The sequence below is a fragment of the Cellulomonas sp. CW35 genome, from assembly GCF_052378485.1.
GTDB classification, from domain to species: Bacteria; Actinomycetota; Actinomycetes; order Actinomycetales; family Cellulomonadaceae; genus Cellulomonas; species Cellulomonas uda.
Genome location: NZ_CP199000.1, coordinates 2,704,121 through 2,717,167 on the forward strand (window position 1 = coordinate 2,704,121; position 13,047 = coordinate 2,717,167).

Consider the following 13,047-nt stretch of genomic DNA (forward strand, 5'->3'; position numbering starts at 1 on the left):
CATGTCCCGCTCCGCCCTCGGCGCGCTCGCGCTCGTCGCCCTCGTCCTGCCGCTCGCCGCCTGCGTCGACAACGACGCGAGCCCGGCCGCGTCGGGCGCACCCGGGCGTGCGCTGACCGTGAGCAGCACCCAGGACGCGTGCGAGGTGTCGGCCGCGACCGCCCCGAGCGGCACGCTCACGTTCGCCGTGAGCAACGACGGCACGGACGTCACGGAGTTCTACCTGCTCGGCGAGGACGGCCTGCGGGTCGTCTCCGAGGTGGAGAACATCGGCCCGGGCCTCACGCGCGACCTCGTCGTGCAGGTCCGACCCGGCACGTACTACACGGCGTGCAAGCCGGGCATGGTGGGCGACGGCATCCGCGCCGAGTTCACCGTGACCGACTCGGGCGAGGCCGTCGGACCGACGGGCGACGCGGCCGACCAGCTCGCCGCCGCCGAGGCGCAGTACGTCGCGTACGTCAAGGACCAGGTGGGCGCGCTGATCGCCGGCACGCAGGAGTTCGCGGACGCCTACACCGCGGGCGACGACGACGAGGCGCGCGCGCTCTACGCCGCGACGCGCGTCCACTGGGAGCGCGTCGAGCCCGTCGCCGAGTCCTTCGGTGACCTCGACCCGCTGACCGACGCGCGCGAGGCCGACCTCGAGGACGGCCAGACCTGGAGCGGCTGGCACTACATCGAGAAGGACCTGTGGCCGCCGCTCGCCGCCGACAACGGCGGCGTCGAGTACGTGCCGCTCACCGACGCCGAGCGCACCAAGGCGGCGGACGACCTCGTCGGGTGGACGCAGCAGCTCGTCGACCAGGTCAACGACCCGCAGTTCACGTTCGAGGCGTTCCAGATCGCCAACGGCGCCAAGGAGCTCCTCGACGAGGTCGCGACCGGCAAGGTCACGGGCGAGGAGGAGATCTGGTCGCACACCGACCTGTGGGACTTCCAGGCGAACGTCGACGGCGCGCGCGTGGCGTACGAGGTGCTCGCGGACGTCGTCGAGGGCGCCGACCCGGACCTGGCGGCGACGCTCGTCGAGCGGTTCGCCGCGCTCGACGGGCTGCTCGCCGAGCACGGCTCGGTGGAGAAGGGCTTCACGGCGTACGACGAGCTGACCGCGCAGCAGGTCAAGCAGCTGTCCACCGCGGTCGACGCGCTCTCCGAGCCGCTGTCCCGGCTGACCGCCGTCGTCACGGGGGTCTGACGTGACCGAGCAGCCGCCCGCCCCCGGGTCGCGGGGCGTCACGCGTCGCGCGGTGCTCGGCGGCGGTCTGCTCGGTGCCGCCGCCGTCGGCGCCGCGGGCTTCGCCGCCGGTCGTGCGGCGGCGTCGGTCGGCGAGCCTGCCCCGGACACCCGCGCCGCGGGGACCTACCCGTTCACGGGCCGGCACCAGGCGGGCATCGTCACGCCCGCTCAGGACCGCCTGTACCTCGCGTCGTTCGACGTGACGACCGACGACCGCGAGGACCTCGTCGCGCTGCTCCAGCGCTGGACGACGATCGCCGCACGCCTCACGCAGGGGCTGTCGGCAGGTCCGTACGGTGCGGCGTCCGGCCCGTACGACGCGCCGCCCGACGACACGGGCGAGGCCGCCGACCTGCCCGCCGCGGGGCTGACCCTCACGTTCGGGTTCGGCCGCTCGCTGTTCGTCGCCGCCGACGGCACCGACCGGTTCGGCCTCGCGGACCGTCTGCCCGACGCGCTCGTCGAGCTGCCGCACTTCCCCGCGGACGCGCTCGACCCGGCGCGCAGCGACGGCGACCTCGTCGTGCAGGCGTGCGCCGACGACCCCCAGGTCGCGGTCCACGCGATCCGCAACCTGTCGCGCGCGGCCTTCGGCGCCGCGACGATCCGCTGGACGCAGCTCGGGTACGGGCGCACGTCCTCGACGTCCACGGCGCAGACGACGCCGCGCAACCTGTTCGGCTTCAAGGACGGCACCGCCAACCTCAAGGCCGAGGAGCCCGACGAGCTCGAGCGGCACGTGTGGGTGGGCGAGGACGCGGCCGCGCACGACTCGCGCGACTCGTCGTGGCTGGTCGGCGGCACCTACCTCGTCGCACGGCGCATCCGCATGCAGATCGAGACGTGGGACCGCACGTCGCTGCGCGAGCAGGAGGCGCTCGTCGGACGCACCAAGGGTGAGGGCGCGCCCCTGTCCGGCGGCGAGGAGCTCACCGAGCCCGACTTCGAGGTCACCGGCCGCGAGGGCACGCCGCTCGTCGCGCTCAACAGCCACGTGCGGCTCGCGCACCCCACGCACAACGACGGCGTGCGGATGCTGCGCCGCGGCTACAACTTCACCGACGGCAACGACTCGTTGGGGCGGCTCGACGCGGGGCTGTTCTTCATCGCGTTCGTCCGCGACCCCCGCACGCACTACGTCCCCATGCAGACCACGCTGTCGCGCGACGACGGGCTCATGGAGTACCTGCAGCACACCGGCTCGGGTCTGTTCGCGGTGCCGCCGGGCGTGCCCGACGGCTCGCTCGTGACGGGCAGCGACGGCACCCCGATCACGACGAGCCACAGCCCGTTCGTCGGTCAGGCGCTGTTCGCCTGACGCGGCCGCCTGCGGCGTCCGTCGTGGACGGTGCCCCGGTCCGCAGCGGCGCTCAGCCGAGCGTCACGAGCGTGCGCACGTCGTCGTCGGGCAGCTCGTCGACGACCGCGCCCACGCGGAAGGCGGTGAGGTCCGCGGCGCCGCCGTGCACGGACAGGAACGCGGTGTCCGACGCGTCGCGCCCGGTGGCGACGCGCACGAGGGTCGACCGGGGTGCGAGCGTCGTCGCGTCGACCACGCGCCACGCGCCGTCCACCCACGCCTCCGCGACCGCGTGCAGGTCCATCGGGTCCAGCCCGGGCGCGTACACCCCGACGAGCCGCGCGGGCACGTCGAGCGCGCGCAGCAGCGCGACGACGAGGTGCGCGTAGTCCCGGCACACGCCCTGCCGGGCGAGGAGCGTGCGCACCGCGCCGTCGGTCGGCAGGCTCGAGCCCGGCACGTAGGCGAGGCGCGTGCCGACCCACGACGAGACGGCCGCGAGCAGGTCCTGCCCGGCGAGCCCGGCGAACTCGGCGCGCGCGGTCGGCCCGAGCGAGTCCGACTCGCAGTACCGGCTCGGCCGCAGGTAGCGCAGCCGGTCGGCCTCGCTCGCCCCGGGCGTGGTGGTGCGTCCGCGCACGGTCGCGCCGTAGTCCACGACGAGCGTGCCCGGCCCCGCGTCGAGCACGTGCAGGCGCGTGCCGTGCGCGTCGGGGACCTCGCGCGGGGTGAGGGGGACGCCGTCGAGCGTGACCTCGAGGCGCTCGTCGGCGTCGTGGCCCGTCGCCACCGCGAGCGCCAGCGCGAGGGTCGCGGGGGCGCGGACGTCGAGCGTCAGGTGGGCGTTGACGTCACGCAGCATGACGACGAGTGTGCGGGCTGCACCCGGCGCGCGCACCCGCTCACGCGGGTGTGTCCCGCAGGTCAGGACGCCAGCAGCGCGGCGACGTCCTCGGCGTACGGGAACGAGCCCGGCTCGTAGGCGCACAGCGGGTCGGACGCGTGCGGGTCGCCGGACGTGGCGTACGCGCGCGACCGCGAGCCGCCGCACACCCGGGCGAACTCGCACGTCCCGCACCGCCCGGTCAGCAGCGAGGTGTCCCGCAGGCCGGTGAACAGCTCCGAGCAGCGGTAGATCTCCGGGAGCGGCTGCTCGCGGACGTCGCCGGCCGAGACCGGCAGGAAGCCCGAGGGGTGCACGGTGCCGACGTGCGAGACGAAGACGAACCCGTAGCCCGCGTTGACGTTGACCGGGGGGCGCCGCGCCCGCACCGCGTCGCCCCACCCGAACGCGGCCGTCCGCTCGGTCAGCTCGGCGTACAGCTCGCCGAGGCCCATCACCTCGACGTGGTCCGCGCCGCGCTCCTCGAGCACCGCGCGCTGCAGCGCGACCCGCCGGAAGTGGTGGCCCTCGGTCGTCTTCACCGGGACGTGCGGGCCCAGGTCGTACAGGTAGTTCATGACGTCCTCGCACTGCTGCGCGCTGAGCGCACCCAGGTCGACGCCCCGGCCCATCGGCACGAGCATGAACGCGCTCCACGTCATCGCGCCGTACTCGCGCACGAGCGCCGCCAGGTCGGGCAGCTCGTGCACCGTGCGGCTCGACATCGTCGAGTTGACCTGCACCTTCATGCCGAGCTCGCGCGCCGTGGCCCACGCCTGCACGGTCCGGTCGAACGTCCCCGGCACGCGGCGGAAGCCGTCGTGGACCTGCGCCGTCGCGCCGTCGAGCGACAGCGACATCGCGGTCACGCCCGCCTCCTGCAGCCGCACGAGCGCCGCACGGTCGAGCTTCGCGGTGCCCGACGGCGAGACCGCCACCGCGAGCCCGAGCCCACGCCCGCGCCGCACGAGCTCGTCGAGGTCCTCGCGCTCGAAGCAGTCGCCGCCCGTGATGACGAAGATCGGCGACGGCCGTCCGAAGGACGCGACCTGACGCATGAGCTCGGTCGCCTCCTCGGTGTCGAGCTCGCGCGGGTCACGGCGGGGCTGCGCCTCGGCCCGGCAGTGCACGCACGACAGCGCGCACGCACGCGTGGCCTCCCAGATCACCAGCAGCGGCCGGTCCGCCGGGTCGTGGCGGACGGTTCGGACGACGGGACCGTGCGGGCGCATGTGCCGCATCATGGGCCCACCGGGACGCCCCGGGCCGGGACGTGTGTCCCGCGCGGGCCGCTCACGGCCCGGCGCGTACCCTTCGGCGCGTGACGAGCGACGACACGCGAGAGGCGCGGCCCACCGGGTTCGCCGACGAGCAGGCACCGGCCGGCAGCGTCGCCCGGCCGCCCGACGACGGCACGCCCACGCGCGTCTGGCTGCTCGCGGCGCTCGTCGTCGCCACGCTCGAGCTCGTGCGCGCGAGCGGTCCGCTGCTCGACCACGCGTTCGCGTCGGGCGTCGTGACCGTCGGCGTCACCGCGCTCGCCACGTACGCCGCCGCGGGGCTCGTCGCGGGGGCGCTCCTGGTCGCCACGCGCGCGCCGAGCGGGGTGCCGACCGGCCGGACCGTGATCGTCGGCGCGGCGGTGCTCGCGGTGCTGCGCGTGGTCCTGCAAGGCCTCGACGGCGACGCGCGGTACCGGCTCGGGCTCGTGTCCGTGGCCTGGGCGGTCGGCGTGCTCGTCGTCGCGGCCGCGTTCGTCGCGGGGCGCGCCTCGGGGCCGCGACAGGCGGCGCTCGGGGTCGTCGTCGGCTGCGGGCTGTCCGCGGGGCTCCAGGTGCTGCTGGGCTCGTGGGACGCCGTGTGGCGGTCGTCGTGGGTCGGCTGGGCGGTCGCGGTCGCGGTCGCGGTCGCGCCGCTCGCCGCGGTCCGCGTCACCTCGGGCGGGACGGGCGCGGGGGCGCCCGCGACGACCCGTCCGCGCCGGCTGTGGGCGCTCGGGCCGGTCATCGCGATCGCCGTGATGATCGGCGCGAACCCCGCGTTCCTCGCGTCGCAGGCCGGGATCGCGCTCGGCTGGGCGGGGCTGGCCGTGGTCCTCGCGACCGGGCTGGGCGGGTGGCTGCTGCTGCGCCCCGACCGCTGGCCGGGAGCGGTGCGCGTCGGGGCCGCGGTCCTCGTGGTCGCCGCGGTCGCGCTCGCGATGCTCACCTCCGGCGGCACGGCGCTCGTCGCCGTCGTGGTGCTGGACGCCGTGCTCGGCGTCGTGCTCGTCGGGACGCTCTCCGTGCGCCGCCCGGCGCCTGCGGGCACGTGGCGCACCGCGGGTGCGGTCGCGGTCGCCGGGCTCGGCGTCGTGCTGCCGCTGCTCGGCTACATGCTCGACTACGACGTCCCGCTGCCGTTCGACAACGCGTACGTGCCGGTGGCCGCGGCCGTGGTCGTCGCGGTCTGCGGCCTGCACCACCGCACACCGGCGCCCGGCGCCCCGCTCGGTAGCGCGCCGGTCAGCGCGCAGGGCCCCGCCCCGGACCCGGCACCGGACCTGCGCCAGCCCGCGCGCGTGCGCGCCGCGCGCCTGCTGCTGGTCCCGCCGGTCGTGCTCGCGCTCGTCGGCCTCGGCCCGTCGACGACGAGCACGCACGGTCGGGACGTGCCCGCGCGCGCCGCGGGCGACGCGCTCACGGTCGTGAGCTGGAACCTGCACTACGGCGTCGCGCCGTCCGGCGGCGTCGACCTCGAGGCCGCCGCCGCGACCGTCGAGGCGGCGGGTGCCGACGTGGTCCTGCTCCAGGAGGTGGAGCGCGGCTGGGTGCTCGGCGGCGGAGCGGACATGGCGACGTGGCTCGCGCGCCGTCTGGGCATGACCGTCGAGTACGCGCCGGCGGCCGACCGGCAGTTCGGCAACGCGGTGCTGGCCAGGTCCGGGCTCACGGACGTCGCCGTGACCGCCCTGCCGTACGGCGCCGGTCCGCAGAGGCGTTCGGCACTCTCGGCCACGGTGACGACCGCCGGGGGCGAGGCCGTGCGCGTGACGTCCGTCCACCTGCAGCACCGCGCCGAGAACACGCCGACGCGCCTGGACCAGCTCGCCACGCTGCTGGCGGCCGAGCCGGGCACCGGGCCGAGCGTGCTGGGCGGTGACCTCAACGCCCGGCCGGGGTGGCCGGAGGTCGAGCTGCTCACGGACGCCGGGTGGGTCAGCGCGGTCGACGAGGTCGGTGACGCCGACGTGCTCACCTCACCGTCCGACGCACCCGCCGAGCGGATCGACTGGGTGTTCGGCCGGCACGTCGGGTTCGCGTCGGCGGACGTGCTCACGGACGTCACGACGAGCGACCACCTCCCGCTCGTCGTCCGGGTCACGCTCCCCTGACGCTCCCCGCGGTCAGTCCGCGGCGCGGTGGTGCAGCGTGCGCGCGACCTCGGCCAGCGTGCCGGACATCGACGGGTAGACCGTGATGACCTGCGCGACCTGGTCGGCGGACAGGCGGTGCGTGATCGCGAGCGCGAGCGGGAACACCGACTCCGACGCGCGCGGGCCGACGAGCACCGCACCGAGCACGGTGCCCGCGCCGCGCGTCGCGAAGATCTTGACGAACCCCTCGCGCACGCCGAGCATCTTGGCCCGCGGGTTGCGGGTCAGCGGCAGTGTGCTCACCTCGTACGCGACCCCCTCCTCCTGCAGGCGCTGCTCGGAGTAGCCGACCGTCGCGATCTCCGGTGCCGTGAAGATGTTCGCCGCGACCGCGCGCAGCGACAGCGGCATGACCGCGTCGCCCAGCGCGTGCGACATCGCGATGCGCCCCTGCGTCGCCGCGACCGACGCGAGCGGGAGCACCCCGGTCACGTCGCCGGCCGCGTAGACGCCGCGCACGCTCGTGCGCGAGACCTTGTCGACCTCGATGTGCCCCGACGGCGCCAGGCGCACGCCCGACTCCTCGAGCCCCAGCCCGCTCGTCGTCGGGATCGAGCCGACCGCGAACAGCACGTGCGTGCCCTCGACCTCCCGCCCGTCGGCGAGCGTCACGACGACCCCGTCGGCGGTGCGGCGCGCCCCGGCGGCCCGCGAGCGCGACAGCACGGTCATGCCGCGGCGCTTGAAGACCTCCTCGATGAGCTCTGCCGCGTCGCCGTCCTCGCCCGGGAGCACGCGGTCGCGCGACGAGACCAGCGTGACGTCCGAGCCGAGCGACGTGTACGCGCCGGCGAACTCCGCACCCGTGACGCCCGAGCCGACGACGACGAGCCGCTCGGGCAGCGCGGGCAGGTCGTACAGCTGCGTCCACGTGAGGATGCGCTCGCCGTCGGGCCGCGCCTCGGGCAGCTCGCGCGGGCGCGCGCCGGTCGCGACGAGGACGACGTCCGCGTCCAGCGTCGTCTCGCCGCCGCCGTCGACGAGGTCGACGACGACCCGCTGCGGCCCGTCGAGGCGGCCGCGGCCGAGCACGACGTGCACGCCCTCCTTCTCGAGGCGTCCCCGGATGTCCGCCGACTGCGCGGCCGCGAGCGCCTTGACGCGCGTGTTCACCGCGGCGAGGTCGATGTGGTGGCCGTGGTCGTGGCTCAGGCCGCTGCGGATCCCGAGCTCGGGCGCGCGGTCGGCGATCGTCATCCACTCGGCGGTCGCGATGAGCGTCTTGGACGGGACGACGTCCGTGAGCACGGCCGACCCGCCGAGCCCCTTCTCCTCGACCACCGTCACGTCGGCGCCCAGGCGCCGCGCGACGAGAGCGGCCTCGTAGCCACCGGGGCCTCCCCCGACGATGACGACGCGGGTGTCGGGCAGGGCGTGCGTACCGGGCGGTGTGCTCACGTGTGCATTCTGCCCGGTGCCGGCGCATGCCTCACGAGCAGCCGGTGGGCAGCCCGCGTGTGGCTCGGCACGTCCCGCGCGCCGTGACGCGTGCCCCGGGCGCGGTCGGGGCTAGCGTTCTCGTCATGACCGACGTCCTGGACCTCGACGACCCGACGACCGATCCGTTCGACGTGGCCCGCGCGGCCGCGGAGCACCTGGCGCGCGCCACGGGGGTGCCGCGCCACGACGTGGCGCTCGTGCTGGGCTCGGGCTGGGGCGGTGCGGCGGACCTGCTGGGCGAGACGGTCGCCGAGGTCGCGAGCACCGACGTGCCGGGGTTCTCGGCCGCCGCCGTGCACGGGCACGTCGGCACGATCCGCTCGGTGCGGATCGGCGCGAGCGGCAAGCACGCGCTCGTGCTCGGCTCGCGCACGCACCTGTACGAGGGCAAGGGGGTGCGGCGCGTCGTGCACGGCATGCGCACCGCGGCGGCGGCGGGCGCCACGACCGTCGTGCTCACCAACGGCTGCGGCGGCCTGAACCCCGCGTGGGGTCCGGGCACGCCCGTGCTCATCAGCGACCACCTCAACCTGACGGCGACCTCGCCGGTCGAGGGTGCGACGTTCGTCGACCTGACCGACCTGTACTCGGCCCGTCTGCGGGGCCTCGCGCGCGAGGTCGACCCGTCGCTCGACGAGGGCGTGTACGTCCAGTTCCGCGGACCGCACTACGAGACGCCGGCCGAGGTGCGCATGGCCGGGCGCCTGGGTGGCGACCTCGTCGGGATGTCGACGACGCTCGAGGCGATCGCGGCGCGGCAGGCGGGGCTCGAGGTGCTCGGCATCTCGCTCGTGACGAACCTCGCGGCCGGCATCAGCGAGCAGCCGCTGTCGCACGATGAGGTCCTCGAGGCCGGTCTCGCGGCCGGGCCGCGCATCAGTGCGCTGCTGGCCGACATCATCCGCCGCCTGTGACGCCCCGCCGCTGACACCCCGCCGCTGACACCCCGCCGCGCGGCGGGGCCGGGACGTTCGGTTCGTGCGCGAGCGTACTGGTCAGTACGTTGGGGGCATGAGCGCCGACGACGCGTGGGATGACCTCACGGCCCGGGTCGAGGCATGGATCGCCGACGACCCGGACCCCGAGACCGCGGACGAGCTGCGCGAGCTGCTGCGCCTCGCGCAGGAGTCCCCGCCCGGGCTCGAGGAGGGCGCCGACCCGGACCTCGAGCAGCTCACGGTGCTGCGCACCGCGCGGCACGCGCGCGCCGAGCTCGCCGACCGGTTCTCCGGGCTGCTCCAGTTCGGCACCGCGGGGCTGCGCGGCGCGATCGCCGGCGGACCGCACCGCATGAACCGCGCGGTGGTGATCCGCGCCGCGTCGGGGCTCGCGGACTACCTGCTCGGCGAGCTCGACGGCCTCACGCCGGCGCCGCGCGTCGTCGTCGGCTACGACGCCCGCCGCAAGTCCGAGCAGTTCGCCCTGGACACGGCCGCCGTCCTGACGGCCGTCGGCATCGAGGTGCTCCTGCTCCCCCGCCCGCTGCCCACCCCGGTGCTCGCGTTCTGCGTGCGCCGGTTCGACGCCGACGCGGGCGTCATGGTCACCGCGTCGCACAACCCGCCGCAGGACAACGGCTACAAGGTCTACCTCGGCGGGCGCGTCGTGACCGACAGCGGCCAGGGCGCGCAGATCGTGCCGCCCGCCGACTCGGCGATCGCCGCCGAGATCGCCCGCGTGCCGTCCGTCGCGTCCGTGCCGCGGGCCGACCACGGCTGGACCGTGCTGGGCGAGGACGTCGTCGACGCGTACGTCGACGCGACGCTGCAGCTCGCCGACCCGACGACGCGGGCTGTCGCAGGTGACCTGCGGGTCGTCCTGACCCCCCTGCACGGCGTGGGCGGCGAGGTCGCGCAGCGGGTGCTCGCGGGGGCGGGGTTCACCGACGTGCTCGTCGTGCCGGAGCAGGCGGAGCCCGACGGCCGCTTCCCGACCGTCGCGTTCCCCAACCCCGAGGAGCCCGGCGCGATCGACCTCGCGCTCGGGCTCGCGGCCGACGAGCGCGCCGACCTGGTCATCGCGCTCGACCCGGACGCCGACCGGTGCGCCGTGGCGGTGCAGGACCCGCGGGCGCGCGCCTACCGCGGCCCGGACACCGCGGCCGCCGACGGCTGGCGGATGCTGCACGGCGACGAGACCGGCGCGCTGCTCGGCCAGGAGGCCGCGGACCGCCTCGCGGCCGACGGCGGACCCCTCGACCCCGAGGCCGCGTTCGCGAGCTCGATCGTGTCCTCCCGGCAGCTCGCGCAGATCGCGCAGGCCGCCGGCGTGCGCCACGTGCAGACGCTCACCGGGTTCAAGTGGCTCTCGCGGGTCGACGGCCTCGTGTTCGGGTACGAGGAGGCGCTCGGCTACTGCGTCGCACCGGGGACCGTGCGGGACAAGGACGGGATCTCGGCCGCGCTGCTCGTCGCGGGCCTCGCCGCCCGGCTCAAGGCGTCCGGCAGGACGCTCGTCGACGCGCTCGACGACCTGGCGCGCGCGCACGGCCTGTACCTCACCGGCCAGGTGTCGGCCCGGTACGACGACCTCGCGGCGATCGGCGAGACGGTGGGCCGGGTGCGCGCACAGCCGCCCGGCGTTCTCGGCGGCGCGGCCGTGACGCGCGTGGTCGACCTCGCGCGCGGCACCGACGAGGAGCGCGGGGGCCTGCCGCCGACCGAGGGGCTGCGGCTCGACGCCGCCGACGGCACCCGCGTGATCGTGCGTCCGTCCGGCACCGAGCCCAAGGTCAAGTGCTACCTCGAGGTCGTCGAGCCGGTGCTCCCCGACGCCGACGACGCCGCCGTGGGCGCCGCACGCGGCCACGCCCGCGAGCGCCTGGACGCCGTGGCGGCCGACGTGCGCGGCGCGCTCGGCATCGACTGACCCCGCGGCACCACCCGCACCGCGCGAGACGGGTGGAGGGACGCGTGAGCGCCCGTCCACCCGTCTGGCGCACGAGGCAGCGGTCAGTACGTCGAGTCGGCCTCCAGGCCCGCCAGGACCGCTGCCGTCCCGGACAGGCCGAGACGCGTGGCGCCGGCCTCGATCATCGCCAGCGCGTCGCCCGCCGTGCGGATGCCGCCCGACGCCTTGACGCCGAGCCGACCGCCCACGGTGTCGGCCATGATGCGCACCGCGTGCACCGACGCGCCACCCGCGGGGTGGAACCCCGTCGAGGTCTTGACGAAGTCCGCACCGGCCGCCGCCGCGGCCTTGCACACGTGCACGATCTCGTGGTCGCTGAGCGCCGCGGACTCGATGATGACCTTGAGCACGGCGGGCGCGGGGATCGCGGCGCGGACGGCGGCGATGTCCGCCTGCACGTCGTCGAACCGCTCCTCCTTGGCCGCGCCCACGTCGATCACCATGTCGACCTCGTCGGCCCCGTCCGCGACCGCACGCGCGGCCTCGGCGGCCTTCACCTCGCTGTGATGCTTGCCCGACGGGAACCCGCACACCGTGGCGACCTTGAGGCCGGGCGCCCCCGAGACGTCGACGGGCAGGAACGACGGCGACACGCAGATCGAGTAGACGCCGAGGCGGCCCGCCTCGACGACGAGCGCGTCGACGTCCGCGCGGGTGGCCTCGGGCTTGAGCAGCGTGTGGTCGACGAACTGGGCGAGGGCTGCTGCGTCGAGCGGGTCGTGGGTCATGCGCGGTGCCTTCCTCCCCGGGCCGCGGCGTACGCGGGCCGGATCACGGTGTCGATGAGCGCGGCGCGCTCGTCGTGGTGGAGGAACGCCTGCGCGGCCGCGGTGACCGCGACGTCCTCCAGGTCGTGCAGCGTCCAGCCCGCCTGCTCGACGAGCAGCGCGAGCTCGCGGCCGAGCGTGGTGCCGGACTGCAGCCGGTTGTCGGTGTTGACGGTGACCGCGAAGCCCAGCCGGCGCAGCCGGGTCACCGGGTGCTCCGCGACCGAGGGTGCGGCGCCGGTCTGGACGTTCGACGACGGGCACACCTCGAGCGCGAGCCGCTGGTCGCGCACCCAGTGCGCGACCAGGCCGAACCGGTCGCCGAGGTCGTCGGAGCCCACGTCGTCGACGAGCCGCACGCCGTGGCCCAGCCGCAACGCACCCGCCGCGACCGCGTCGGACACGGACTCCACACCGGCCGCCTCGCCCGCGTGCAGCGTGAACGGGAAGTGCGCCGCGCGCAGCATCGCGAACACCTCGGGGTGCGCGGACGCCGGGTAGCCGTCCTCCGGGCCCGCGAGGTCGAAGCCGACCACACCCGCGTCCCGGTTGGTGACCGCCAGCTCGGCGACCTCCGCCCAGCGGTCCAGGTGCCGCATCGCGCACAGCACCAGCTGGACCCGGACCGGGGTGCCGGCCTCGCGCGCCTGCGTGACGCCCTCGTCCACGCCCGCGCCGACCGCGTCCACGACCTCCTGCAGGCTCAGCCCGCCCTCGACGTGTTGCTCGGGCGCGTACCGCAGCTCGGCGTACACCACGCCGTCCGCCGCGAGGTCGAGCACCGCCTCCCGCGCGACGCGGCGCAGCGCGTCGGCGGTCTGCAGCACCGCGACCGTGTGCGCGAACGTCTCCAGGTACCGCTCGAGCGAGCCGGCCGACGCGGCGTCGACGAACCAGGCCGCCAGCTCGTCCGGGTCCGTCGCGGGCAGCGCGTGGTCGATCTGCGCCGCAAGCTCGACGAGCGTGGCCGGACGCAGCCCGCCGTCGAGGTGGTCGTGCAGCAGCACCTTCGGCAACGAGGGGACCAACGCGACGAGCGCCTGCACCGCGTCGGGGACCGCGTCGTCCGCCTGCACCGCCTCGGCGGACTGC

10 protein-coding genes are annotated in these 13,047 nt (G+C 75.8%); 5 read left to right on the plus strand and 5 right to left on the minus strand.

The annotated features are described in order from the left end of the window. Nucleotide 1 precedes the first annotated feature (1 nt). Together efeO and efeB are read left to right on the plus strand one after the other, a co-directional pair. Nucleotides 2-1,198, plus strand: coding sequence for an iron uptake system protein EfeO (efeO, locus tag ACT17Q_RS12355; protein WP_444662730.1), 1,197 nt, complete (start codon nucleotides 2-4; stop codon nucleotides 1,196-1,198). 1 nt (nucleotide 1,199) lies between these two features. Next, nucleotides 1,200-2,558: an iron uptake transporter deferrochelatase/peroxidase subunit gene (gene efeB, locus ACT17Q_RS12360; protein WP_094179384.1), complete on the plus strand. Its 1,359-nt coding sequence runs from the start codon at nucleotides 1,200-1,202 to the stop codon at nucleotides 2,556-2,558. Nucleotides 2,559-2,610: 52 nt separating this feature from the next. On the opposite strand, the gene ACT17Q_RS12365 is transcribed toward efeB, so the two are convergent. Both ACT17Q_RS12365 and ACT17Q_RS12370 read right to left on the minus strand, forming a co-directional pair. Further along, complete coding sequence (locus ACT17Q_RS12365) at nucleotides 2,611-3,402, minus strand: transglutaminase-like domain-containing protein (protein ID WP_444662732.1); 792 nt, start codon at nucleotides 3,400-3,402, stop codon at nucleotides 2,611-2,613. Between the two features lie 62 nt (nucleotides 3,403-3,464). Continuing rightward, nucleotides 3,465-4,655, minus strand: a complete 1,191-nt coding sequence (locus tag ACT17Q_RS12370) for a TIGR04053 family radical SAM/SPASM domain-containing protein (protein ID WP_444662734.1) — start codon at nucleotides 4,653-4,655, stop codon at nucleotides 3,465-3,467. A gap of 89 nt (nucleotides 4,656-4,744) precedes the next feature. On the opposite strand from ACT17Q_RS12370, the gene ACT17Q_RS12375 reads away from it, so the two are divergent. Continuing rightward, a complete protein-coding gene (locus tag ACT17Q_RS12375; protein WP_444662736.1) occupies nucleotides 4,745-6,796 on the plus strand; it encodes an endonuclease/exonuclease/phosphatase family protein in 2,052 nt (683 codons plus the stop codon). Nucleotides 6,797-6,808: 12 nt separating this feature from the next. Here the strand turns inward: ACT17Q_RS12375 and ACT17Q_RS12380 are convergent, their stop codons facing one another. Next, nucleotides 6,809-8,236, minus strand: coding sequence for an NAD(P)H-quinone dehydrogenase (locus ACT17Q_RS12380; RefSeq protein ID WP_094179382.1), 1,428 nt, complete (start codon nucleotides 8,234-8,236; stop codon nucleotides 6,809-6,811). A gap of 125 nt (nucleotides 8,237-8,361) precedes the next feature. On the opposite strand from ACT17Q_RS12380, the gene ACT17Q_RS12385 reads away from it, so the two are divergent. Continuing rightward, entirely contained in the window at nucleotides 8,362-9,192 is an 831-nt protein-coding gene (locus ACT17Q_RS12385; protein WP_444662738.1) for a purine-nucleoside phosphorylase, read from the plus strand. A 97-nt stretch (nucleotides 9,193-9,289) separates the two neighbouring features. Beyond that, complete coding sequence (locus tag ACT17Q_RS12390) at nucleotides 9,290-11,146, plus strand: phospho-sugar mutase (protein WP_444662740.1); 1,857 nt, start codon at nucleotides 9,290-9,292, stop codon at nucleotides 11,144-11,146. A gap of 83 nt (nucleotides 11,147-11,229) precedes the next feature. On the opposite strand, the gene deoC is transcribed toward ACT17Q_RS12390, so the two are convergent. Together deoC and ACT17Q_RS12400 are read right to left on the minus strand one after the other, a co-directional pair. After that, on the minus strand, nucleotides 11,230-11,916 hold the full coding sequence (gene deoC, locus ACT17Q_RS12395; protein WP_094179379.1) for a deoxyribose-phosphate aldolase: 687 nt from the start codon (nucleotides 11,914-11,916) through the stop codon (nucleotides 11,230-11,232). Further along, nucleotides 11,913-13,031, minus strand: a complete 1,119-nt coding sequence (locus ACT17Q_RS12400) for an adenosine deaminase (RefSeq protein WP_268532493.1) — start codon at nucleotides 13,029-13,031, stop codon at nucleotides 11,913-11,915. The genes deoC and ACT17Q_RS12400 overlap by 4 nt, the downstream gene beginning before the upstream one ends. Between the last annotated feature and the right edge of the window lie 16 nt (nucleotides 13,032-13,047).

What these genes read in the sequence shown, in the direction of transcription:
- efeO (WP_444662730.1), top strand. Translation starts at nt 2, where the DNA reads ATGTCCCGCTCCGCCCTCGGCGCGCTCGCGCTCGTCGCCCTCGTCCTG.
- ACT17Q_RS12365 (WP_444662732.1), bottom strand. Translation starts at nt 3,402, where the DNA reads ATGCTGCGTGACGTCAACGCCCACCTGACGCTCGACGTCCGCGCCCCC.
- ACT17Q_RS12370 (WP_444662734.1), bottom strand. Translation starts at nt 4,655, where the DNA reads ATGCGCCCGCACGGTCCCGTCGTCCGAACCGTCCGCCACGACCCGGCG.
- ACT17Q_RS12385 (WP_444662738.1), top strand. Translation starts at nt 8,362, where the DNA reads ATGACCGACGTCCTGGACCTCGACGACCCGACGACCGATCCGTTCGAC.
- ACT17Q_RS12390 (WP_444662740.1), top strand. Translation starts at nt 9,290, where the DNA reads ATGAGCGCCGACGACGCGTGGGATGACCTCACGGCCCGGGTCGAGGCA.
- deoC (WP_094179379.1), bottom strand. Translation starts at nt 11,916, where the DNA reads ATGACCCACGACCCGCTCGACGCAGCAGCCCTCGCCCAGTTCGTCGAC.